The sequence below is a fragment of the Lelliottia sp. EB106-05-01-XG201 genome, from assembly GCF_058791735.1.
Map to the genome: position 1 here is coordinate 2,342,601 of NZ_JBYTDV010000001.1, position 21,015 is coordinate 2,363,615.

Sequence of the window (21,015 nt, forward strand, 5' to 3'; positions counted from 1 at the left end):
CTTTGCGAGGATAATTTGCTTTTATCCGCGATCGGGGATATTTTAAATTTATCCGCGATCGGGGATAAAAGAGGACACCATGAAAATTACCACATCCGCTACGCTCGCTAACGCGATACGCGATCAGCGTAAATCGCTGCAGCTGACACAGGCAGAGACCGCCGAACGTGTGGGCATGAAGCAGACCACCGTGTCAGGCTTTGAGCAAAACCCGGATACCAGCAAGCTGGAAACGCTGTTCCGTCTGCTTTCCGCGCTGGAGCTGGAGCTGCACGTCGTCCCGCGCGGCGCGGCTGCTGACAAGGACAGCGGCTGGACTCAGGAGTGGTAAATGAAAAATAGTCAGCTCACCGTGGCGATGAATGGCACGGTAGTCGGCACGCTTTATCGCAACGGTAAAGGCGCGATGTCCTGGCAATATGCGCAGACGTGGCTGCAAACGTCCGGTGCGCGTGTGATCTCCCAGTCGCTGCCGCTCACGCCGCGTCGTCAGGAAGGCGAGGCGGTCTATAACTTCTTCAGCAATTTGCTGCCCGATTCGCAGGCGATTATTGCCCGCATGCAAACCCGTTTTAAAGTGCCGACCGATCATCCCTTTGATCTGCTGGCAAGCGTCGGACGCGACTGCGTCGGGGCGATTCAGCTCTATCCCGATGATATCGCCATGCCTGCGGTGACGCAGATACATTCCACGCCGCTGACGGATGCGGACATTGCGACGCTGCTCGACGGATACCGTAACGCGCCGCTGGGCATGAGCGACGACCAGGATTTTCGAATTTCCCTTGCCGGGGCTCAGGAGAAAACCGCGCTGCTCTGGCATCAGGGGCAGTGGCAGCGACCGCACGGCAGCACGCCGACCAGCCATATCTTTAAACTCCCGATCGGGAAAATCGAACAGAACAATATCGATCTGACGGAAAGCTGTGAGAACGAGTGGCTTTGCCTGCAGATTGCTCGGGAGTTTGGTTTCGCCGTCGCGAAGGCGTCCTTAGCGACCTGGGCGGATAAAACGGTGCTGGTCGTTGAGCGTTTTGACCGCAGATGGTCGCGGGACGGAAGCTGGCTGATGCGACTCCCGCAGGAAGATATGTGTCAGGCGCTGGGGTATTCCCCGGCGCTGAAATATGAGTCTCACGGCGGCCCCGGTATTGCGGAAATCATGACCCTGTTACTGGGTTCGCGTCGCGCTTTGCAGGATCGCGATACCTTTTTCCGCACGCAGATCTTCTACTGGTTGATTGGCGCCATTGATGGCCACGCGAAAAATTTCAGCGTGTTTATCGAGCCGGAGTCTTCGTACGTTATGACACCGCTTTATGACATCCTGTCGGCTTATCCCATTCTGGGCGCAAAGGGCATCTCTGCACAGAAAGCGAAAATGGCGATGGCGTTACAGGGTAAAAACCGTCAGTACCACTGGGCGCAAATTCAGCCGCGTCATTTCCCGGCCACGGCTGAACGTGTCGGTTTCTCGGCCACGCGGGCGAGGGCCATGATGGCGGAGATAGGATCCATGACACCTGATGTCATTGATAAAGTGAGTGCGCTGTTACCCGCTGATTTTCCTTCGCATATTAGCGAGGCGATTTTCCGCGGGATGGAAAAGCAGGCGGAAAGGCTGCTCAGGGCGGAATAAACCCGCGCTTACATTTACATTGTTTATGTATATACCAGGCAATCTGAAAACGATTTTTTGAGGATATATTATTAGTCGACAGCGATAAATTATGATAAACAATCGCTTAAAGACCAAATTATCATGACGGGATACACGCGCTGTGCTGACTACACTCATTTATCGAAGCCAGTTAAATTCATCCTGTGAACCTTTCAAACTCATTTCACTGGTCGAAAAAGCGAAGCAGCGGAATGCAGGGCTGAACATTACCGGCATTCTGCTGTTTAACGGCGCTGAGTTCCTGCAAATCCTCGAGGGGAAGGAAGAGAGCGTCGTTAAGCTGTTCCATAAAATCCGCGCGGACAAGCGTCATCACGGCGTGGTGGAGCTGATGCGCGATTATGGGCCAAGACGACGTTTCGAAAACGTCGGCATGCTGCTTTTCGATCTGCAGGTCGATACGCCTAAATCCGTACTGGAATCGGTGCTGCGCTACAGCAAACTCGAAAGCTATCTCACCTCGGAAGATCGGGTCTTTAAATTTATTCAGTCCTTTATCACCCGGCAAAAGAAGCCAGGGGATGACGGCCTGTTTCGCCCGGATTACTGGAAGCTGGAGTCCGAAGTCGCGCCTTTTGGTCGCGGCGTCGAAGGTTTGATGACCAATCAGATTTGCCAGTTTGCCTTCCAGCCAATTGTTGAACCCTCGGAGGGGAAAATTACCTCTCTGGAAGCCCTGATTCGCGGCAATGACGGCGGTAGCCCGGAGCGATTCTTTAACGAGATCCCTGCCGACAAACTCTACGAAATTGATCTCCAGACCAAAGCCTATGCCTTCGCGCTGGCGGAGAAGATTGGCATTGGCGATCACAAAATCGCGATTAACCTGCTGCCGGGTTCGCTGATTAATGTTCCTGACGCGGTGGAGTTTCTGGTCGATAACATCGCCAGACACCATCTGTTGCCTGAGCAGGTGGTGGTAGAAGTGACGGAAAACGAGATGATTTCCGGCTTCAATCAGTTTATCAGCGCCATTAAACAGCTGCGGGTAGCGGGAATAGGGCTGGCGATCGATGATTTCGGTTCGGGCTATGCCGGGCTGTCGCTGCTCACTAAATTCCAGCCGGACAAAATCAAAATCGATCGGGAAATTGTCAGCGATATTCACCTTAGCGGACCGAAGCAGGCGATTGTGAAATCCATTGTCAGCTGCTGTACCGATATGGAAATTACGCTGGTGGCAGAAGGGATCGAAAAAATGGAGGAGTGGTGCTGGCTGGAGTCTGCCGGTATCAAGCGCTTCCAGGGGTTTCTGTTTGCCCGTCCGCAGCTGAACGGCGTCGGAGATATTCACTGGCCGCAGATTAATCCTTCCCATCACATCAGAAACTAAAAGACGACGAGCCCAGACGATATTTCCCATTGTGCCATGATGTGCTTAAATAGCTAAACCGGTTTAATTAATGTTTAGCTTGAGGTGAGCATGAAAAAAATATGGGTGCTGGGCGACGCCGTGGTCGATCTTCTTCCGGATGGAGAGGGCCGACTATTACAGTGTCCGGGCGGAGCGCCAGCCAATGTGGCGGTCGGTATTGCGCGGCTTGGCGGGCATAGCGCGTTTATTGGCAGAGTGGGCGATGATCCTTTTGGTCGTTTTCTGCGTCAGACATTAATCAGAGAAAAGGTGGATGTAGAATGGATGCATCTCGACCCTCTGCATCGCACCTCGACAGTGGTGGTGGACCTGGACGAAAGCGGAGAGCGCTCGTTTACCTTCATGGTACGGCCGAGCGCTGATCTGTTTCTGACGCGAGAGGATCTGCCAGGCTTTCACGAGGGCGACTGGCTGCACGTCTGCTCGATTGCACTGAGCGCACAGCCCAGTCGTACCACGACGTTTCAGGCGATGGATGCCATCAAAGCGGCGGGGGGTTATGTCAGCTTTGACCCCAACATTCGTCCCGATCTCTGGCAGGATGATAACGAATTACGCGAGTGTCTGATGCAGGCGATGCGTAAAGCCGATGTCGTAAAACTATCCGTTGAAGAGCTAACCTTTTTGAGCGGACTTGATGAGCTGGAGCCCGCGCTGGCGCTGGTGGTTAGCCAGTCTCAGTCACCATTAGTGCTGGTGACAAAAGGCAAAGAGGGCGTTGTCGCCTGGCACAATGGGACGTTGACCGCGTATTCCGCAGCGTCGGTGGTGAGTGTGGATACCACCGGGGCCGGTGATGCATTTGTCGCCGGACTGCTGTATGGGCTGGTCAATCATACGGGCGATCTCCCTGCGATCCTGACGCTGGCGCAGCGCTGCGGGGCGCTGGCGACAACTTCGAAAGGTGCGATGACCGCGCTGCCTTACCAGCACGAACTGTAATTGCTTTCCCTCTCCAGACCGCTCGTCTGCGGTCTGAATTGTCGCCCTGGTCACATTTACTAAATCGGTTTAGCAAAAAACATTGCCGATCCAAAATTCAGCAGTTTAGTATCACTCACCTAAACCGGTTTAGCAGATTAGCAACTTTCAATAACCTCTTTTAGGGATGCGACAAAATGTATAAAAAACGCAGACTTGCCGTGATGATTGGCATGCTGGCCGGGAGTGCCTCCGTCTACGCTCAGACGGATATGAACAGTATTGAAGCGCGTCTTGCGATGCTCGAACAACGTTTGCAGGAGGCAGAGAACCGCGCGCAGGCCGCTGAAAAGCGCGCCAGTGCCGCAGAGCAGAAAACGCAGCAGCTGGTGGCCGTGCAACAGCAAACCCAGACCACCACTCAGGAAGTCGCGCAGCGTACCGCGGCGCTGGAGAAAAAAGCCGACCAAACCAGCGGGTTTGAGTTCCATGGGTATGCTCGCTCGGGTTTACTGATGAACGATGCGGCATCCAGCAGCAAAAGCGGTCCTTATCTGACGCCTGCCGGGGAAACGGGCGGTGCAGTGGGGCGTCTTGGCAACGAAGCCGATACCTACGTCGAACTGAACGTGGAGCATAAACAGACGCTGGATAACGGCGCGACCACGCGTTTTAAAGCGATGCTGGCCGACGGCCAAAAAACCTATAACGACTGGTCGGCCGATTCGAGCGATCTCAATATTCGCCAGGCCTTTGCCGAGCTGGGGCAATTACCTGATTTCAGCGGACCATTGAAAGGCAGCACCTTCTGGGCCGGGAAGCGTTTCGACCGCGATAATTTCGACATTCACTGGCTCGATTCTGATGTGGTGTTCCTCGCAGGGACCGGCGGCGGGGTGTATGACGTGAAGTGGAGCGATGATTTCCGCAGTAACTTCTCCCTGTATGGGCGCAACTTCGGCAGCCAGGAAGAGATCGACAACAACGTCCAGAACTACATCCTGAGTATGAATCACTTTGCCGGTCCGCTGCAGGTGATGGTGAGCGGGATGCGCGCCAAAGATAACGATGACCGCAAAGACGCCAACGGCGACGCCATCAAAACCGACGCAGCCAATCAGGGTGTTCACGCCCTGGTCGGTCTGCATAATGAGAGTTTCTACGGCCTGCGAGAAGGTTCTGCGAAAACCGCGCTGCTGTATGGCCACGGCCTGGGCGCCGAAGTGAAAAGTCTCGGCTCTGATGGCGCGCTACTGTCGGAGGCGGACACCTGGCGATTCGCGACCTATGGCACGACGCCAGTCGGCGGCGGGTGGCATATTGCCCCGGCGGTGCTGGCCCAGAGCAGCAAAGATCGCTATGTCAAAGGCGACAGCTACGAGTGGGTCACCCTGAATACACGTTTAATCAAAGAGGTTACGCAAAACTTTGCGCTGGCCTTTGAGGGCAGCTATCAGTACATGGATTTAGACCCGAAAGGCTACAAAGATCGCAACGCCGTCAACGGCAGTTTCTACAAACTGACCGTCGCGCCAACCTTAAAAGCCGGCAAGATCGGCGATTTCTTCAGTCGCCCGGAACTGCGTTTGTACGCCACCTGGATGGACTGGAGCAGCAAACTGGATCACTACGCCAGCGATGATGCCTTTGGCAGCAGCGGTTTCAACGCGGGCGGGGAATGGAACTTTGGGGTACAGATGGAAACCTGGTTTTAACCCTCTACGCTCCCGCACTGCGGGGGCGTCACTTACATCATAAAAATGCGTTCAGACAGAGGTGTCTATGGATTTTGATAATATCGCCCGCGCGCTTATTCCGCTGCTCGGTGGCAAAGAGAACATCGCCAGCGCGGCACATTGCGCAACGCGGTTGCGTCTGGTGCTGGTTGACGACGCGCTCGCCGATCAGCAGGCGATTGGGCAGGTCGAAGGGGTGAAAGGGTGTTTTCGTAACGCAGGCCAGATGCAGGTCATTTTTGGTACCGGCGTGGTCAACAAAGTCTATGCGGCGTTTATCCAGGCCACCGGCATTGGCGAGTCGAGCAAGTCGGAAGCGGCCGACATCGCCGCGCGTAAACTGAACCCATTCCAGCGCATTGCCCGACTGCTGTCGAATATCTTTGTGCCGATTATTCCTGCCATTGTGGCATCCGGCCTGCTGATGGGTCTGCTCGGCATGGTCAAAACCTACGGATGGGTGAATGCGGATAACGCCATCTACATCATGCTCGATATGTGTAGTTCGGCGGCGTTTATTATTCTGCCGATCCTGATTGGTTTTACCGCCGCCCGAGAATTTGGCGGCAACCCCTATCTTGGGGCCACGCTCGGTGGGATCCTGACTCACCCGGCGCTAACCAACGCCTGGGGTGTGGCCTCCGGTTTCCATACCATGGACTTTTTCGGCTTTGAAATTGCCATGATCGGCTACCAGGGAACGGTGTTCCCGGTGCTGCTGGCGGTGTGGTTTATGAGCCTCGTCGAGAAGCAGCTTCGCCGTGTGATCCCGGATGCGCTGGATCTGATCCTGACCCCATTCCTGACCGTGATTATCTCCGGCTTTATCGCATTACTGATTATTGGCCCGGCAGGCCGCGCGCTGGGCGATGGTATTTCGTTTATTTTAAGCACCCTGATTGCCCACGCCGGATGGCTGGCAGGACTGCTGTTTGGCGGGTTGTATTCGGTTATCGTCATTACCGGGATTCACCATAGTTTTCATGCGATTGAAGCGGGGCTGTTGGGCAATCCGTCGATTGGCGTGAATTTCCTGCTGCCGATTTGGGCGATGGCGAACGTCGCGCAGGGCGGAGCCTGTCTGGCCGTATGGTTCAAAACGAAAGATGCCAAAATTAAAGCGATCACGCTGCCGTCGGCGTTTTCGGCGATGCTGGGGATCACCGAAGCGGCTATTTTTGGTATCAACCTGCGCTTTGTGAAGCCGTTTATTGCCGCGCTGATCGGCGGTGCCGCGGGCGGTGCCTGGGTCGTATCGGTACATGTTTACATGACGGCGGTCGGGCTGACGGCGATCCCGGGCATGGCGATCGTGCAGGCGAACTCGCTGCTTAACTATATTATTGGAATGGTGATCGCATTCGGCGTCGCCTTTGCGGTCTCATTACTGCTGAAATACAAAACGGACTCTGAATAATGACGCTTCCTTCCCGCTGGCCTGCCGTGTTGCAGGCCGTCATGAAAGGGCAACCGCGTGCGTTAGAGGATAGCCACTATCCGCAGTGGCATCCCGCGCCCGTGACTGGTCTGATGAACGATCCCAACGGTTTTATCTGGCATGCCGGACGTTACCATCTGTTTTATCAGTGGAATCCGCTGGGTTGCGATCATCGCTATAAATGCTGGGGCCACTGGAGCTCAGAGGATTTAGTGCAGTGGCAGCATGAGCCCATGGCGCTGATGCCCGACGAAGAGTATGACCGCAGCGGCTGCTATTCCGGCAGCGCGGTCGATAACAATGGCGTGCTGACGCTCTGTTATACCGGCAATGTGAAGTTCGATGACGGTAGCCGCACGGCGTGGCAGTGTCTCGCCGTACAAAATGCCGACGGAGGATTCGATAAACTCGGCCCGGTACTGCCGCTACCGGAGGGTTATACCGGCCACGTTCGCGACCCGAAAGTGTGGCAGCACAACGGAAACTGGTACATGGTGCTGGGCGCGCAGGATCAGCAAAAACGCGGCAAGGTGCTGCTATATAAATCGGCTGATTTGCACACCTGGGACGCCTGCGGAGAAATTGCCGGGCACGGCGTGAACGGGTTGCAGGACGCGGGATACATGTGGGAGTGCCCGGATCTGTTCGAGCTGGAGGGTACGCAGGTGTTGATCTGCTGTCCGCAAGGGCTGGCACGCGAGCCGCATCGGTATCTCAAGACCTATCCCGCCACCTGGATGAGCGGTGATTTTGCCTGGGACAGCGCCACGTTCAGCCACGGACCGTTACACGAACTGGACGCCGGGTTTGAGTTCTACGCCCCGCAAACCACGCTTTCAGCCGACGGTCGCCGCATTCTGATCGGCTGGATGGGCGTACCGGACGGGGAAGAGATGCTGCAGCCCACGCGGGAACACGGCTGGATCCACCAGATGACCTGCCCGCGGGAGCTCAATTTCCGCGAGGGTAAACTCTATCAACTGCCAATCCGCGAGCTGACGTGTCTGCGAGAGCAGGAGCATCAATGGCAGGGGCGCGCCGACGATGCGCCGAGGCTTGATGCCGGTCGGCTGGAATTCACGCTGATCCCCGATGGGCCTGTGAACGTGAATTTTGCCGATACGCTCTGGCTGAGCGTGGATGAGCAGGGAATTCAGCTGCAGCGTCGAAGTCTGGAAAATGGCGACATGCTGACGCGCTACTGGTGCGGAAAGGCGGTATCGCTGCGAGTCCTGTGCGATCTCTCGAGCGTTGAGATTTTCATCAACGACGGCGAAGGGGTGATGAGCAGCCGCTATTTTCCTGAACATCCGGCGCAAATTCGCTTCGAAGGTGCGTCCGTCATCACATTACGCTACTGGTCGCTTCGCGCCTGCATGATAGAATGAGGGTTTTGGCAGCCGGGTCTAAGTCGTTGTGAGAAAAACAAAACGCGTCACCATCAAAGACATTGCTGAGCTGGCGGGGGTGTCCAAAGCGACCGCCAGCCTGGTGTTGAATGGTCGTAGTAAAGAGTTACGCGTGGCAGAGGAAACCCGCGACCGGGTTCTGGCTATTGCGAAACAGCATCATTACCAGCCGAGCATTCATGCGCGTTCACTGCGAGATAACCGCAGTCACACCATCGGACTGGTGGTGCCGGAAATCACTAACTATGGTTTTGCCGTGTTTTCTCATGAGCTGGAAACCTTATGCCGCGAGGCCGGAGTCCAGCTGCTAATCTCCTGTACGGATGAAAATCCAGGGCAGGAGACGGTGGTGGTCAACAATATGGTCTCGCGTCAGGTCGACGGGCTGATTGTGGCTTCCAGTCTGCTCAACGATGCGGATTATCAAAAACTGAGCGAACAGCTTCCGGTGGTGCTCTTCGATCGCCATATGAACGACAGCTCTTTGCCGCTGGTGATCACCGATTCCATTACCCCGACGGCCGAACTGGTGGCGGATATTGCCCGCCAGCATCCGGACGAAATCTATTTTCTCGGCGGGCAGCTGAGACTCTCCCCGACCCGCGATCGTCTTGAAGGTTTTAAGCAGGGGCTGGCGAATGCTGGCGTTGAACTGCGCCCGGAGTGGATCATTCACGGAAACTATCACCCCAGCTCTGGCTACGAAATGTTTGCTGAGCTGTGTGCCCGATTAGGCCGCCCGCCTAAAGCCCTTTTCACCGCCGCCTGTGGTTTGCTGGAAGGGGTATTGCGCTATATGGGGCAGCATCACCTCTTGCAAAGCGAAATGCGGCTGGCCAGCTTTGACGATCACTATCTCTATGATTCATTGACTATTCCGATAGATACGGTGCGCCAGGACAATCGTCAGCTGGCATGGCACTGTTTCGATTTAATTGGCAAGCTGATCGAAGGGGAAACCCCGGAACCGCTGCAACGCAAGCTGGCAGCGACACTGCAGAAACGCTATCAGGCCGGTCAATGATCCTTCACACATTCAGGAGCGATATGCGCCGTTCACTTCTTATCATGACGTCATGGTTTCTTCCCGCGCTGGCGATGGCGGCCAGCGATCTTCCGCCGATCGTGAAGCAGTTTGGCGAGCAGCAGGGCATTCAAAATATCAAAGAAATTGACGCCCCCGGCGGCATGAAAAGCTGGATTGGTCAGTATCAGGATATGGGCGTGACGTTGTTTATGACGCCTGACGGGAAGCATGTCATCTCTGGTTATCTTTATGATGAAAAAGGGAAAAACATCAGCGAAGACTATTTCCAGAAAGAGATTTACATCCCGCTGGGCCGCCAGATGTGGGAAACCCTCAACAAAACGCAGCCATTGAAAGAGGGCGCGGAAACGGCTCCGCGGAAGGTGTTTGTCTTTGCCGATCCGTTCTGCCCGTACTGCAAAAAATTCTGGGCACAAGCGCAGCCGTGGGTAAAAGCCGGGAAAGTACAGCTGAATACGCTGCTGGTTGCGTTCCTGAATCCGAAAAGCGGCCCGAATGCGACCGCCATTCTGAATGCGGCCGATCCTGTTGAAGCCTGGAAAGCGTACGAGCTGTCCGGGGGCAAAACGTTGCCGACGCTGAGGGGGGATTCATCACGTGAAACCTTCAACCTGCTCCAGCAACACCAGAAACTGATGGATGAGCTGGGCGCAAACGCAACGCCCGCCATTTATTACATGAATGCGAAGAACGAACTGCAGCAGGTGGTTGGGATGCCCGATCAGCAGCAGCTGCTGGAGATGTTCGGGCCCAAACCGGAATAGCCGCCGGGGTTATGAACCCCAGCGCGTTTTGATATAGCTGACCGCTTCCTGCGCCTGCGGCTGGTTGAGATAGTCCTCTCTGAACAGAATCGTACCGTCGATGTGCGGTACCGATTCATTCAAATCGATCTGTTTTTTCAGCTCCGGCACGCCGCCGTTCACCGTCCAGTCAGGCTCATTCTTTGACGATTCCCCCACTTTATACAGCGCCACGCCGATATAGAGACGTGTGTTGGTCGGCTTGACGACGTCCGCCCACCATTTCGCCAGTACGTCGTAGCGGGCCGCTTTGCGGGAGAAGGGCCAGTAAACCTGCGGGGCAATGTAATCCAGTAAGCCTTCTTTCACCCACAGACGGGTATCGGCGAAGGCTTCGTCATACGCGGCGGCGCCCGAGGTTTCTGAGCCTAAAGGATCGTGCGAGCGATTGCGCCAGACGCCTGCCGGGCTCACGCCAAACTCTACGCCAGGATTGAGCTGTTTGATGGTGCGCGAGACTTGCTCGATCAACTGGTGCGTGTTATGCCGACGCCAGTCCGCTTTGGACGCAAACCCTGCGCCGTATTGCTGGAAGGTCTGGTTATCGTTAAGCGTGGAGCCGGGCGTTTCGGTGTAGAAATAGTCATCGAACTGCACGCCATCGACCGGGTAGCGCGAGACGACTTCAGCCACGATGCTGGTGATCCAGTCCCGGGCTTCCGGAATGCCGGGGTCGAGCACGTAGCGGTCGCTGGCGGTGCGGATCCAGTCGCGATGGAGAACAAAAACGCTCGCCGGATTAAGGGAAATCGTGCGATTCAGCTCCGCCACGGTCCCCGGTTTGGTGTTGGTCGTCACCCGGTACGGGTTAAACCAGGCATGAACTTTCATGCCGCGTTTGTGCGCTTCATCCAGCATAAACATCAGCGGGTCGTAGCCGGGGTCCTGGCCGACATGGCCGGTGAGGGTGTCAGACCATGGCAAAATCTTTGATGGCCACAGCGCGGTTCCGTCCGGTTTGATCTGGAAAAACACCGTGTTAATCCCGAGGCTTTTCAGTTTATCCAGCTTATCAGTCAGCGCTTTTTGTTGAACGCTGTTGCGGGTGGCCGGATTGCTGATATTCACCGAAGAAACCGGCGGCCAGTCGAGACGAGACACGGTCGCGAGCCAGATACCGCGCATCGGGCCCTGATCTTTTTGCGGTTTTGCCGTCAGGGGGTGCTTTGCCACCGGCGGAAGCGGGGTGACTAAGGATTTCGGCGGTTTGGACGAGCAGCTGGCGAGCAGCAGCGCGATAAGAATGAGTGCGCCAGAACGTTTAACCTGTAAGGGCATCGTGTGTTAACTCTTTTTAAGGCGGCTATTGGCCCAGGGATCATTATCAAGATCTTCAGGGGCGGCATCTTCCAGCGAGTCGAGATACAGCGCTTCGACCTCAGCGCGAGCCCAGGGAGTGCGACGCAAAAACTTGAGACTTGATTTGACGCTCGGGTCGCTTTTAAAACAGTTAATGTTGATCAGTTTGCCGAGTTGAACCCAACCGTAGCGGGCAACCAGAGCGTTGACCTGCATTTCAAGCGTTACGCCGTGCAAAGGATCTTTGGAATTGTGTGCTGCCATAGTGAAATCCGGTTTCTGCTGTGAGTCGTCAGGGAGTGCAGGGGAAGGTTACAAGAAAGTCGGGATATCGGCAAATAAACCAGGGTTTTAAACCCTACCCGGCGGGCAGGGTTTGACGGGGTTTCAGGTCAACAAACGGCGTTATCGAAGAAATCAATATTAAACACCGTCTCCTCTTCATACATCTCAACAACATACCACCCATCGGCGGTCACTACGTAGAATTCACCCGGACGAATAATCCTGATTTTTTGTGCCTCTTTTGCCTGTTGCTGTTGGTAGCAGAGAAGCTTCACTGCGCCCTCCATGACCGAAATTCTGGCATAGGCGCCAGCCAGGATTCGGTGTCGGAGTCTGAGCGCGTCGGGGACGTTGGTATTATTAAAGAAAGGGGTGCTTTTGATTATCTGATAATCTTGTGGGATCTGTTGCATGCTATTTTCCTGGAATTTTGAGACCTCTCAGATTGCTGTTTAATCTGACGAGGACAGTCTCAAAGAGCTGGATTTCCTGGGCAGAGACATTGCCCAGAATATCGTTCCAAATATCATTGATTTTCTCATTTACCCGCCGGTTCATGGCGGAACCTTCCCGGGTAATTTCAAGAAAAATCTGTCGCTTATCGGCAGGGTTATTTTTACTGCTGCGAAGGAGACCCTGCTGTTCCAGGCGAGCAATCGACCGGGTTAAATTCTGATGAACGGTCCCGAGTTGATTCGCCAGTTCATTTTTAGTCTGACCGCTTTGGCTATCGAGTTTATCGAGGATGACGCGATCAACAAAGGTTACCCCAATCTCGTTAAGAACCGGCTCCAGGATTTGCTGCCAGGCGCTGTGATTCTCACGCAATAAATCGGTTAACTGAGTGTAATCGCGGGTCATAAGGCCTCTTAAACTTTGATATAAAACGTGAATCCGGCCATCAGCAGTTGGGTACCAATACACGCCAGTGCCAGCCAGGAGATGCGCTTGATTATATTCATAACCGTTTCACCTAACCACCGGCAAACCGGCTGGCTAAAGTAAAAAAGCACACCCAGGATCAGCGCCACCGTGACAATGGCCAGACTCACCGCCAGCGGATTATGCGTCTGTTGCGTCAGGCTAATCGCAATAGACATCACCGCCGGGCCCGCGATAACCGGAATACACAGGGGAACAATCGCGATATTCCCCGACACAGGCAGCGGATTATCGGCCTGCTCGCCGAGCCCTTTCAGACTCGACATCAGCAGAGACAACCCCCCAGCAAACTGTAACGCCGCGATGTTGATGCCAAACAGCTGAAAAATATGCGTGCCGCCTAAAACACACAGGATCAGCGTTATGGCGACAGCAATCGTCGTTTTGCTCCCAATCGTCTTCACCTCTTTTACGGGCATTCCTGAGGTGTAGGAACAAAAGAGGGCAAACATGGTTAACGGGTTAATGATAATAACGAGCCGCGACAGGCTATGGAGATAATTTGCCAACATGTGTTTGTGTATTCCGGTCAAATTCAGGCAAGCAGATTTTTCACGATTTCGCCGTTTTTAATCACCATCAGGACGTTATCTTCCTGTTCGTTAAACAGGTGAATATCGTCGAGTGGATTTTTTGGCAGCACCAGCAGATCGGCAAAGGCATCTTCGGCCACCACACCCAGCTTATCCTTCATGTCGAGAATTTCGGCATTGATGTAGGTTGCGGAATGGAGGGTATCAAACGCGCTCTCCACCTGGCTGCGCAGGGTGAGTTCGTCGTACTCAAAGCTGTGGAAATCACCAAGTAAATCGGTGCCTAAGCCAATTTTGACGTTATGCAAGCGTGCCAGCCGGATAGATTCCAGCGCCTTCAGACGAACCTCATCCAGCTTATTCACGACGGAGTCAGGAACCTCTGAACTCATATTGTTTTTAAAGGCGTTATAGATAGCGAGCGTAGGCACCAGATAAGCCTGATGGTCGTGCATATCTTTCGCGGACTGCTCATCCAGCAAATTACCGTGCTCGATGGTTTTGACGCCATATTTGACGCAGCGCGAAATCGCGGCCGGGGTATAGGCATGGGCCATCACGTAGCTGTTAAAACGGCGGGCCTCGTCAACAATCGCAATGATTTCTTCATCCGAATACTGCAGATTATCAATTTTATCCGTTGGCGAGGCGATGCCACCTCCGGCCATGATTTTGATCTGGCTGGCGCCCACGCGAAATTGCTCACGCACCGCGTGACGTACCGCTGTGACACCGTCACAGATGATCGCAATGGACGAGGCGGAGCAGAGGCTGCACGCACAAGTCACCATCTCAGACGCCTGATGACGATAATCACCGTGGCCGCCCGTCTGGCTTAACGCCCGGCAGCTCATAAACAGTCGCGGAGCAGGAAGCAGACCGTCATCAATGGATTTTTTAATGCCCATATCGGCGCCACCGGCATCACGGACGGAGGTAAACCCGCGGCGGATCATGTCGCGCAGGAAGTTAAAGGTCCGGGCATACATGTAGCCCTTATGGACATTAGCTTCGTTAAAATCTAGCTGACTGGCGGTGATGTGAACATGCGCATCGATCAGCCCCGGCATGACATATTTCCCCTTCAGGTCCAGCACCTGCACATTGCTTCCGACGGGGATCTCCTGCGAAGAGATAGCGACGATCTTGTCTCCCGCCAGTAAAATATTGCCGGCCGTAATGACGTTATCCTTACCATTGAAAATATTTGCATTTTTTAACAAAAGACTCATACAACCTCCGATTAGTGATATTCAAACGCGTCAATCTGAGGGCGATTGTGCTCCCAATAAAACTAGAAAGCAATGCTTTCTAGTTTGTTTTTTTGTGGTCAAAAAACGCACTCCAGAAGGCTGGGTTGGCGACATGGGTTGGCCGAATGGCATGCGAAAATCGCATTAATATTAATGACACTCTTCATGGGAGGGATTTTTCAAAGGGATCGGGCAACTAAGAAAAAATTAATTTAACATGTCTCGATGTTTTTCAACACACTACAAAACAACAGGTTAGAGTGCATTTAAGGTGATTTAATCTTATTTAAGATCGCATTTTTGTTATTTGAGAAAACAAAGGTTTTAATTATTGGGAATTTTCTTAAACTAGCAATCATCGTAGGGTTAATCCTATGGTGTACATAAGCTCACTGGTCTCTTACTCCACGCAAATAAATATTCCGCGCCCTGCGGAGGAGTGCTATTGCGTTGCCAGTCAGGCTGCCAGGGTATTTCTTTATTAAGGACAGACAATATGAAAATCAAACCTTCACACGCCAGCCGTTTATTTGTTGCAGGAAGCCTCGCGCTCGTCATCGCGCAAACGGCTCACGCTGACTCGGCCAATACCATCACCTTTAAAGGCGAGGTCACCGAGCAGACCTGCGAAGTCACCATCAACGGTGTGAATGCGCGCCCGGTGGTGTTACTGCCGACCGTCGCCAAAAGCGAACTGGCGACGGCGGCCTCTTCAGCGGGTCTGACGGCATTTACCCTTGGGGTGACAGGTTGCACCGTCGATGCGGATGCACTGGACATCAAAACCGTATTCGTCGCCAACAACATGACCGAGCGCGGTAACCTGGCGAATACCGGTACGGCACAAAACGTTGAACTGCAGCTGATGACCGACAGCGCGGGGACCACGGCCATCGATCTGCGTGATGCGACGCCGGTTGCCGGGATCACCGTCGCGGCAGGCAGCACTGCCGGTGAGCACGACTTTGCCGTGCAGTATTTCAGCCCGAACGGCGGGGCGACCGCCGGCACGGTGGTGGGTTCCGTGCAGTACGCCATCTCCTACCTGTAAGGGAGCACCGGTGATGAAAGGAATGGCGAGTGTTTTAGCCGGAATGCTGATCTGCGCCAGCGCGCAGGCCAGTATTGTGATGACCGGAAGCCGGATTATCTATCCGGCAGACAGCCGCGAAGTCAGCGTGCAATTGACCAACCGCGATGATTTCCCCGGTGTGGTTCAGGTCTGGCTGGATGAGGGCAACGCACAATCGGCCCCGCAAACGGCGACCGCGCCTTTTATCACCACGCCGCCAGTCTTCCGGCTGGCGGCCCATTCGGGGCAGACGGTTCGTCTGCGCTACGTCGGTAAACCGGTCGCTCAGGACAGGGAGTCCCTGTGGTGGTTCAATTTTGTGCAGATCCCACCGACGGAAAAAGGCGCGCAGCCAGATAACCAGCTCATGGTCCTGGTGCGCAGTCGGGTAAAAGTGCTGATGCGTCCGAAGGATCTTGCGGGCTCACCGCTGGAAATGGCGCGCACCAGTCGCGTCTGGCTTCAGGACGGCAAACTGTTTTTGCGTAACCACAGCGGGTATTACCTTGCGCTCTCCTCCCTGGATGTCAGCGGTGCAGGGAAAAAACAGCGCATTTTAAGTCAAACTGTCGCGCCCTGGACGACGGTTTCATGGCCCGCGACAGTTAAGCAGGTGGGTGAAGCTCAGATGCGCTGGATTAACGATCAGGGCGCAACCTTAGCCGGGCGCGTGACGCCAGGGAACCCTGGCGATGTCAGCCATTAATCCTCACTGGTGGTGGCTGATTCTGCCCGGCGTGACACCCGCTCTGGCTGGCGAATATATCTTTGATGAGGCTTTGTTGCTGGGCAGCGGCTACGAAAAAGGGCTGACGCAGTTCAACGATCAGGATGCGGTGGCCGCCGGACATTACAGCGTCGATATCTGGCTGAACGGGCAGTATGTTGCGCGCGATGACGTGCTGTTTCAGCCGGATGCCGACGGGCGTATAACGCCTTGCCTCCCGGTCAAATTCTGGGATGAGCAGGGGGTAGTCGAGGCGGAAAATGCACCGTCTGATGGCTGTCTTGCGCCTGAAGTTCGCGTTAGCGGCGGAAAGTGGACGTTCGATCAGGGTTTGCTGCGCCTCAATCTGAGCGTGCCCCAGGCCGCGCTTAAGCGCACCCCGCAGGATTATGTTCCGCCCTCGCAATGGCAGAGCGGTGAGAGCGTGCTGTTCAGCAACTATAACCTGCACGTCTATCACAATAAGAACGGCGGCCAGCAGAGCGATTACGGCTGGCTCGGCCTCAGCAGCGGATTTAACCTCGGCAGCTGGCAGTTCCGCCAGCAGTCCTCTGCGAACTGGCGGCGCGATGACTACCGCGAAACGCAGCGCTGGGATGCGCTGCAAACCTGGCTCCAGCATCCGATCGCCAGACTGGAAAGCGTGCTGACCGTCGGGGAAAGCTACACGCCGGGTAATCTGCTCGGCAGTATGGCTTTTACCGGCGTCAAGCTGGAAACCGATCAGCGGATGTGGCCCCAGTCGCGGCGCGGCTACGCCCCTGAAGTGCGCGGTACGGCGTCAACGCCATCGCGGGTGGTGGTCAAGCAAAATGGCCGTACGCTGTATGAAACCAGCGTGCCTCAAGGGCCGTTTGTGCTCGACGATTTGCCGAATACCGCCTGGGATGGCGATCTACAGGTTGAAATTACCGGGGCAGACGGCAAAAAGAGCGGCTACACGGTGCCCTACGCCAGCGTGCCGTTATCGCTGCGCCCCGGCGTCTGGCGCTATGGTCTGGTCGCGGGCAAAACCCGCGACTACAGCGCCGCCGACGGTCTGTTCGCCGACTTCACGCTGGAGCGTGGAATGAGCAATCTGCTGACCGCGAACAGCGCGGTGCGGATCGGCGAAGATTACCAGGCGCTGCTGATCGGTGGCGTGCTGGCGACCACACTCGGCGCTTTTGGCGTTGATCTCACCGGATCACGGGCGCGGATTGCGTCTCAGTCCCTGAGCGGCTGGCGTCTGCAAACCAACTGGAGCAAGACCTTCAGTCCGACCGGCACCCACGTGGCGCTGGCGGGATATCGCTATTCTACCGAGGGCTACCGTGATTACGGCGATGTGCTGGGCGAGCGAAGCGTCATTGGGGGGGATAAGGAGTGGCGCTCGGACACCCTGCGCCAGCGCAACCAGTTTACCGCTACCCTGAACCAGACGCTGGGCGGCTACGGTAATCTGTGGATCTCTGGCTCGATGATGGATTATTACGGTGGCCGTGGAAACAGTAACCAGCTGCAGGCCGGATACAACACCACCATTGGCCGCGTGACGCTTGGCGTCTCCTTCAGTCGGCAGGACACCTGGTGGCGCAGCGGGGAGAGTACCCAGGCGCAAAAAGAGAATGTGGCGACGCTGACGCTCTCGGTACCGCTCAGCTTTGGCGAACGCGAGCACACGCTGGCACTGTCTGCGAGTCAGGCCCGGCAGGCCGGGCGCAATGCGCAGGTGGCGATCTCCGGCGCACTCGACCGCGATGAAACCCTCAACTATGCGCTCTCCACGGGCTGGCAGCAGGGGCAGGGTGAGGCCAGCGATGTGACCGACTGGAGCGGATCGCTACAGAAAAACACCGCCTTCGGCACGCTGAACGGCAGCGTGTCGCAGGCGCAAAACTATCAGCAGTGGACCGCAGGCGTGCGCGGTGCGGTCGTCGTGCATCGTCACGGCGTTGTCGCGGGTCCGTGGGTGGGCGACACCTTCGCCCTGGTGGAAGCACCCGGCGCGCAAGGGGCCAGAGTCGGCGGCGGGCAGGGCGCGACGGTCAACAGCGGGGGTTACGCACTGGTCCCGTCTTTAACGCCTTATCGCTATAACAACGTCACCCTCGATGGCAGCGCAATGAACACCAGCGCGGAACTCCAGGAGAGCCAGCGCCGTATCGCACCGATGGCCGGAGCCGCCGTCAAACTGCGCTTTGCGACTCTCTCGGGGTATCCGTTACTCATTACGGTAAGTGACGATGTCACGTTTCCGGTAGGGGCATCGGTGATCGATGAACGTGGTCGCATCGTGGGGATGGTTGCGCAGGGAAATCAGGTCTATGCCCGCGTAGAAGACGAGCAGGGGCGACTGACGATCGACGGGAGCGACTGCTCGCTGCCGTGGAAACTTAACGAACAACAACGCGCAGAGCCTCTGATTGCATTAACGCTGGCCTGCGAAGTGAAAGGACGATCATGAGACGATTTCTCCTGCTGTTGGCCCTGCTGTCCCCGGGCGTGCAGGCCGCCTGCGAATACATTATCTATCCCTATAAAGCGGGGAGCAGCGGCGCGCAGGGAACGCACCGGCTGAGCGATGCATCGGACGGCATCGCCAATGACTGGCGATCCGGCGGCGGAAATGATGCCTGGAACGGGCTGCTGCCGGGGCTGAGTAAGTCTGTCGACGTGACCAGCAATAACAGTTTCCAGCCCGCGGGGACGATCCTCACTTCCGGCGGCGGAATTCCGTTCACCACCTACGCCCATAAAGGCGGCGGGTATGATCCGGAACAGGTCTTTTTCCGCTGTACGCCAGATACCGCAGGGCAGCTGTATGAAGCCTGGTCCACCAACGGCGATGATGCCTATGCGGGCTGGTATGAAGCCACGGATGTGCCGGGCGCCCGGCTGACGGTCATGAAAAATGTGGCGCTGCGTCTGACCCACGACGCAACGGGAAGCGTGTTCACCGACAGCTGGCAGCAGCGTCCGATGGAAAATCTGGATCGCGACACCAATGGCAATTTCCTGATTAAGGCCAAGAATTTCTCAACGATCAGCGCGGAGCTGATCAAAACCCTGGATACGCGCTATTACGCCAACCAGGCACAGTCCGCCAGCTACAACAGCTATGTGAACCCCAATGCTTACGTGGTATTTCGCGGGCCGGGGACGTTATCCTGGGATATTAAGGTCGGGCAGCCGCATCGCGGCGGTAACTGGGCGGGGTGGGCCAACGACTGGCCGTCGGTGATCAGCCTTTACGGGAACGGGATCACCGTTAAACGAGCGGCGATGTGCCAGGTAACAGACTTCACCCCGGTGGTGCATCTGCCAGTTATCTCGGTGGCGCAGCTGAAACGCGGAGAGTACTCCTCCGCGCCGTTCCAGATTGGCTTCGCCTGCGAATCGACGGTGGTGTCGGGCGTGGCAACAGGAAAAAGCAACGTGGCGATGGGGTTACTCGCCCCGGAAAGCAGCGTCAACAGCGCCTGGGGTTTTAACCTGATCACCGGTAAAACCGTGACCTGGCTACTCGATGCGCAATACGGCGCGCCCGGACATGCCCGCGGCGTGGGCGTGCAGGTGTATCGGGCCAGAAATTCGGTGAATTTTATGGCGGTGACCACACCCGGCAGCGGCTCGGAAGGCGGCTGGATGCCGGTTATTGGCAGCAATACGCAGCAGAACGGTAGCCAGGACGGCGTGAACTATTACAGCGAAACCTTCGAGGCGCGTCTGGCGAGCTTTGGAGCGGATACCTTAACGGCGGGGAGTTATCAGTCACATGTCCAGGTTTTACTGCGTATTCAGTAGCGTCTTGCTGCTGGCGTTCAGCGTACAGGCCGCTGTCAATATCAGCACCACCCGCGTCGTCTTCAACCACGGCGAGACGCAGCGCAGGGTGATGCTGGTGAATGACGGTGATTATCCGGTAGTGGTCCAGAGTTGGGTGGATGACGGAGCGCCAGAGAAGGGGCCATCCCAGGCCAGTGCGCCTTTTGTGGTGCTGCCCCCGGTCCTGAAAATTCAGCCGGGCGAGCAGCGTGAACTGCGGATCATGACCACGGGTAAGGGCCTGGATCAGGATCGTGAGTCCCTGTTTTGGCTCAACGTTTATCAAATTCCACCGGAGATGAAGAACGCGCCGACTGGTGAAAAAGTGCGCCTTACGCTAAGAAATCAGCTTAAAGTCCTATGGCGACCGAAAAACACAGGCGTGTTGACTGAAAAATCCATCAATCTTCTGAGTTTTCGCTATGAAGGCGGCATGATTCATGCTGTAAATGATAGTTCCTGGAACATAACTCTGGCTGAGGTTTCATTCGGAGACTATTCCACAGGTGGAATAGTGGTTTTACCGCATTCACGGAGCATGATTTTTAATTCTGTACCTCCTGAAAGACGGAATAATACGATAAACTTTGTGGTGATTAACGATGAAGGAAATCGTTGGGGATTTTCAGCTGTCGTGAATTAACCAGGAATGAACTTACTACAGCTAAATTGACAAAAATCCACAT

General features: G+C 55.6%; 20 protein-coding genes. 14 read left to right on the plus strand and 6 right to left on the minus strand.

Annotated elements, in window-relative coordinates; translation table 11 throughout:
* Nucleotides 1–79: 79 nt before the first annotated feature.
* The 9 genes from AC3WS9_RS10955 to dsbG all read left to right on the plus strand — a co-directional run bounded on the left by AC3WS9_RS10955 (nucleotide 80) and on the right by dsbG (nucleotide 10,372).
* On the plus strand, nucleotides 80–331 hold the full coding sequence (locus AC3WS9_RS10955) for a helix-turn-helix domain-containing protein (protein WP_285157235.1): 252 nt from the start codon (nucleotides 80–82) through the stop codon (nucleotides 329–331).
* The gene (locus tag AC3WS9_RS10960; protein WP_492488288.1) at nucleotides 332–1,639 is read left to right on the plus strand and encodes a type II toxin-antitoxin system HipA family toxin; all 1,308 of its coding nucleotides are present in this window, start codon (nucleotides 332–334) and stop codon (nucleotides 1,637–1,639) included.
* Between the two features lie 142 nt (nucleotides 1,640–1,781).
* On the plus strand, nucleotides 1,782–3,014 hold the full coding sequence (locus AC3WS9_RS10965; protein WP_285148803.1) for a diguanylate phosphodiesterase: 1,233 nt from the start codon (nucleotides 1,782–1,784) through the stop codon (nucleotides 3,012–3,014).
* A 90-nt stretch (nucleotides 3,015–3,104) separates the two neighbouring features.
* The gene (cscK, locus tag AC3WS9_RS10970) at nucleotides 3,105–3,998 is read left to right on the plus strand and encodes a fructokinase (protein ID WP_492488290.1); all 894 of its coding nucleotides are present in this window, start codon (nucleotides 3,105–3,107) and stop codon (nucleotides 3,996–3,998) included.
* 176 nt (nucleotides 3,999–4,174) lie between these two features.
* A complete protein-coding gene (locus AC3WS9_RS10975) occupies nucleotides 4,175–5,692 on the plus strand; it encodes a carbohydrate porin (protein ID WP_285148801.1) in 1,518 nt (505 codons plus the stop codon).
* Nucleotides 5,693–5,759: 67 nt separating this feature from the next.
* The gene (locus AC3WS9_RS10980; protein WP_285154257.1) at nucleotides 5,760–7,130 is read left to right on the plus strand and encodes a sucrose-specific PTS transporter subunit IIBC; all 1,371 of its coding nucleotides are present in this window, start codon (nucleotides 5,760–5,762) and stop codon (nucleotides 7,128–7,130) included.
* On the plus strand, nucleotides 7,130–8,539 hold the full coding sequence (locus AC3WS9_RS10985) for a sucrose-6-phosphate hydrolase (RefSeq protein WP_492488293.1): 1,410 nt from the start codon (nucleotides 7,130–7,132) through the stop codon (nucleotides 8,537–8,539). Before AC3WS9_RS10980 ends, AC3WS9_RS10985 begins: the two co-directional genes overlap by 1 nt.
* 28 nt (nucleotides 8,540–8,567) lie before the next feature.
* Complete coding sequence (locus tag AC3WS9_RS10990; RefSeq protein WP_492488294.1) at nucleotides 8,568–9,584, plus strand: LacI family DNA-binding transcriptional regulator; 1,017 nt, start codon at nucleotides 8,568–8,570, stop codon at nucleotides 9,582–9,584.
* A 44-nt stretch (nucleotides 9,585–9,628) separates the two neighbouring features.
* Nucleotides 9,629–10,372 carry a thiol:disulfide interchange protein DsbG gene (gene dsbG / locus AC3WS9_RS10995; RefSeq protein WP_492490327.1) on the plus strand — a complete coding sequence of 248 codons (744 nt, stop codon included), beginning with the start codon at nucleotides 9,629–9,631 and terminating at the stop codon, nucleotides 10,370–10,372.
* A 9-nt stretch (nucleotides 10,373–10,381) separates the two neighbouring features.
* Here dsbG and AC3WS9_RS11000 read toward each other — a convergent pair whose 3' ends face one another.
* The 6 genes from AC3WS9_RS11000 to AC3WS9_RS11025 form a co-directional block, all read right to left on the minus strand.
* Nucleotides 10,382–11,689 (minus strand): glycoside hydrolase family 10-like protein, encoded by a 1,308-nt coding sequence (locus tag AC3WS9_RS11000; RefSeq protein ID WP_282495227.1) that lies wholly within the window; start codon nucleotides 11,687–11,689, stop codon nucleotides 10,382–10,384.
* 6 nt (nucleotides 11,690–11,695) lie between these two features.
* Nucleotides 11,696–11,974 carry a VF530 family protein gene (locus AC3WS9_RS11005; RefSeq protein WP_282495228.1) on the minus strand — a complete coding sequence of 93 codons (279 nt, stop codon included), beginning with the start codon at nucleotides 11,972–11,974 and terminating at the stop codon, nucleotides 11,696–11,698.
* A 128-nt stretch (nucleotides 11,975–12,102) separates the two neighbouring features.
* Entirely contained in the window at nucleotides 12,103–12,408 is a 306-nt protein-coding gene (locus AC3WS9_RS11010) for a TehB-like domain-containing protein (protein WP_282495229.1), read from the minus strand.
* A 1-nt stretch (nucleotide 12,409) separates the two neighbouring features.
* On the minus strand, nucleotides 12,410–12,856 hold the full coding sequence (locus tag AC3WS9_RS11015) for a MarR family winged helix-turn-helix transcriptional regulator (RefSeq protein ID WP_282495230.1): 447 nt from the start codon (nucleotides 12,854–12,856) through the stop codon (nucleotides 12,410–12,412).
* An 8-nt stretch (nucleotides 12,857–12,864) separates the two neighbouring features.
* A complete protein-coding gene (locus AC3WS9_RS11020; protein WP_492488298.1) occupies nucleotides 12,865–13,449 on the minus strand; it encodes a MarC family protein in 585 nt (194 codons plus the stop codon).
* Between the two features lie 23 nt (nucleotides 13,450–13,472).
* Nucleotides 13,473–14,702 carry a metal-dependent hydrolase family protein gene (locus AC3WS9_RS11025; RefSeq protein WP_285144460.1) on the minus strand — a complete coding sequence of 410 codons (1,230 nt, stop codon included), beginning with the start codon at nucleotides 14,700–14,702 and terminating at the stop codon, nucleotides 13,473–13,475.
* Between the two features lie 517 nt (nucleotides 14,703–15,219).
* On the opposite strand from AC3WS9_RS11025, the gene AC3WS9_RS11030 reads away from it, so the two are divergent.
* Genes AC3WS9_RS11030 through AC3WS9_RS11050 form a run of 5 tightly spaced genes read left to right on the plus strand, consistent with a single transcriptional unit; the run spans nucleotide 15,220 to nucleotide 20,972 of the window.
* Nucleotides 15,220–15,774, plus strand: coding sequence for a fimbrial protein (locus tag AC3WS9_RS11030; RefSeq protein WP_282495233.1), 555 nt, complete (start codon nucleotides 15,220–15,222; stop codon nucleotides 15,772–15,774).
* Between the two features lie 13 nt (nucleotides 15,775–15,787).
* Nucleotides 15,788–16,501, plus strand: a complete 714-nt coding sequence (locus tag AC3WS9_RS11035) for a fimbrial biogenesis chaperone (RefSeq protein ID WP_285154264.1) — start codon at nucleotides 15,788–15,790, stop codon at nucleotides 16,499–16,501.
* Complete coding sequence (locus tag AC3WS9_RS11040) at nucleotides 16,488–18,968, plus strand: fimbria/pilus outer membrane usher protein (RefSeq protein ID WP_492488301.1); 2,481 nt, start codon at nucleotides 16,488–16,490, stop codon at nucleotides 18,966–18,968. Before AC3WS9_RS11035 ends, AC3WS9_RS11040 begins: the two co-directional genes overlap by 14 nt.
* Complete coding sequence (locus AC3WS9_RS11045) at nucleotides 18,965–20,308, plus strand: fimbrial protein (protein WP_492488303.1); 1,344 nt, start codon at nucleotides 18,965–18,967, stop codon at nucleotides 20,306–20,308. The genes AC3WS9_RS11040 and AC3WS9_RS11045 overlap by 4 nt, the downstream gene beginning before the upstream one ends.
* Nucleotides 20,280–20,972 (plus strand): fimbrial biogenesis chaperone, encoded by a 693-nt coding sequence (locus AC3WS9_RS11050; protein ID WP_492488305.1) that lies wholly within the window; start codon nucleotides 20,280–20,282, stop codon nucleotides 20,970–20,972. The genes AC3WS9_RS11045 and AC3WS9_RS11050 overlap by 29 nt, the downstream gene beginning before the upstream one ends.
* Nucleotides 20,973–21,015 lie beyond the last annotated feature (43 nt).

Bases quoted from the DNA above. Each gene is read 5' to 3' on its own strand.
- AC3WS9_RS10955 (WP_285157235.1), top strand. From the start codon at position 80: ATGAAAATTACCACATCCGCTACGCTCGCTAACGCGATACGCGATCAG.
- AC3WS9_RS10960 (WP_492488288.1), top strand. From the start codon at position 332: ATGAAAAATAGTCAGCTCACCGTGGCGATGAATGGCACGGTAGTCGGC.
- cscK (WP_492488290.1), top strand. From the start codon at position 3,105: ATGAAAAAAATATGGGTGCTGGGCGACGCCGTGGTCGATCTTCTTCCG.
- AC3WS9_RS10975 (WP_285148801.1), top strand. From the start codon at position 4,175: ATGTATAAAAAACGCAGACTTGCCGTGATGATTGGCATGCTGGCCGGG.
- AC3WS9_RS10980 (WP_285154257.1), top strand. From the start codon at position 5,760: ATGGATTTTGATAATATCGCCCGCGCGCTTATTCCGCTGCTCGGTGGC.
- AC3WS9_RS10985 (WP_492488293.1), top strand. From the start codon at position 7,130: ATGACGCTTCCTTCCCGCTGGCCTGCCGTGTTGCAGGCCGTCATGAAA.
- dsbG (WP_492490327.1), top strand. From the start codon at position 9,629: ATGACGTCATGGTTTCTTCCCGCGCTGGCGATGGCGGCCAGCGATCTT.
- AC3WS9_RS11000 (WP_282495227.1), bottom strand. From the start codon at position 11,689: ATGCCCTTACAGGTTAAACGTTCTGGCGCACTCATTCTTATCGCGCTG.
- AC3WS9_RS11005 (WP_282495228.1), bottom strand. From the start codon at position 11,974: ATGGCAGCACACAATTCCAAAGATCCTTTGCACGGCGTAACGCTTGAA.
- AC3WS9_RS11010 (WP_282495229.1), bottom strand. From the start codon at position 12,408: ATGCAACAGATCCCACAAGATTATCAGATAATCAAAAGCACCCCTTTC.
- AC3WS9_RS11015 (WP_282495230.1), bottom strand. From the start codon at position 12,856: ATGACCCGCGATTACACTCAGTTAACCGATTTATTGCGTGAGAATCAC.
- AC3WS9_RS11020 (WP_492488298.1), bottom strand. From the start codon at position 13,449: ATGTTGGCAAATTATCTCCATAGCCTGTCGCGGCTCGTTATTATCATT.
- AC3WS9_RS11025 (WP_285144460.1), bottom strand. From the start codon at position 14,702: ATGAGTCTTTTGTTAAAAAATGCAAATATTTTCAATGGTAAGGATAAC.
- AC3WS9_RS11030 (WP_282495233.1), top strand. From the start codon at position 15,220: ATGAAAATCAAACCTTCACACGCCAGCCGTTTATTTGTTGCAGGAAGC.
- AC3WS9_RS11035 (WP_285154264.1), top strand. From the start codon at position 15,788: ATGAAAGGAATGGCGAGTGTTTTAGCCGGAATGCTGATCTGCGCCAGC.
- AC3WS9_RS11040 (WP_492488301.1), top strand. From the start codon at position 16,488: ATGTCAGCCATTAATCCTCACTGGTGGTGGCTGATTCTGCCCGGCGTG.
- AC3WS9_RS11045 (WP_492488303.1), top strand. From the start codon at position 18,965: ATGAGACGATTTCTCCTGCTGTTGGCCCTGCTGTCCCCGGGCGTGCAG.
- AC3WS9_RS11050 (WP_492488305.1), top strand. From the start codon at position 20,280: ATGTCCAGGTTTTACTGCGTATTCAGTAGCGTCTTGCTGCTGGCGTTC.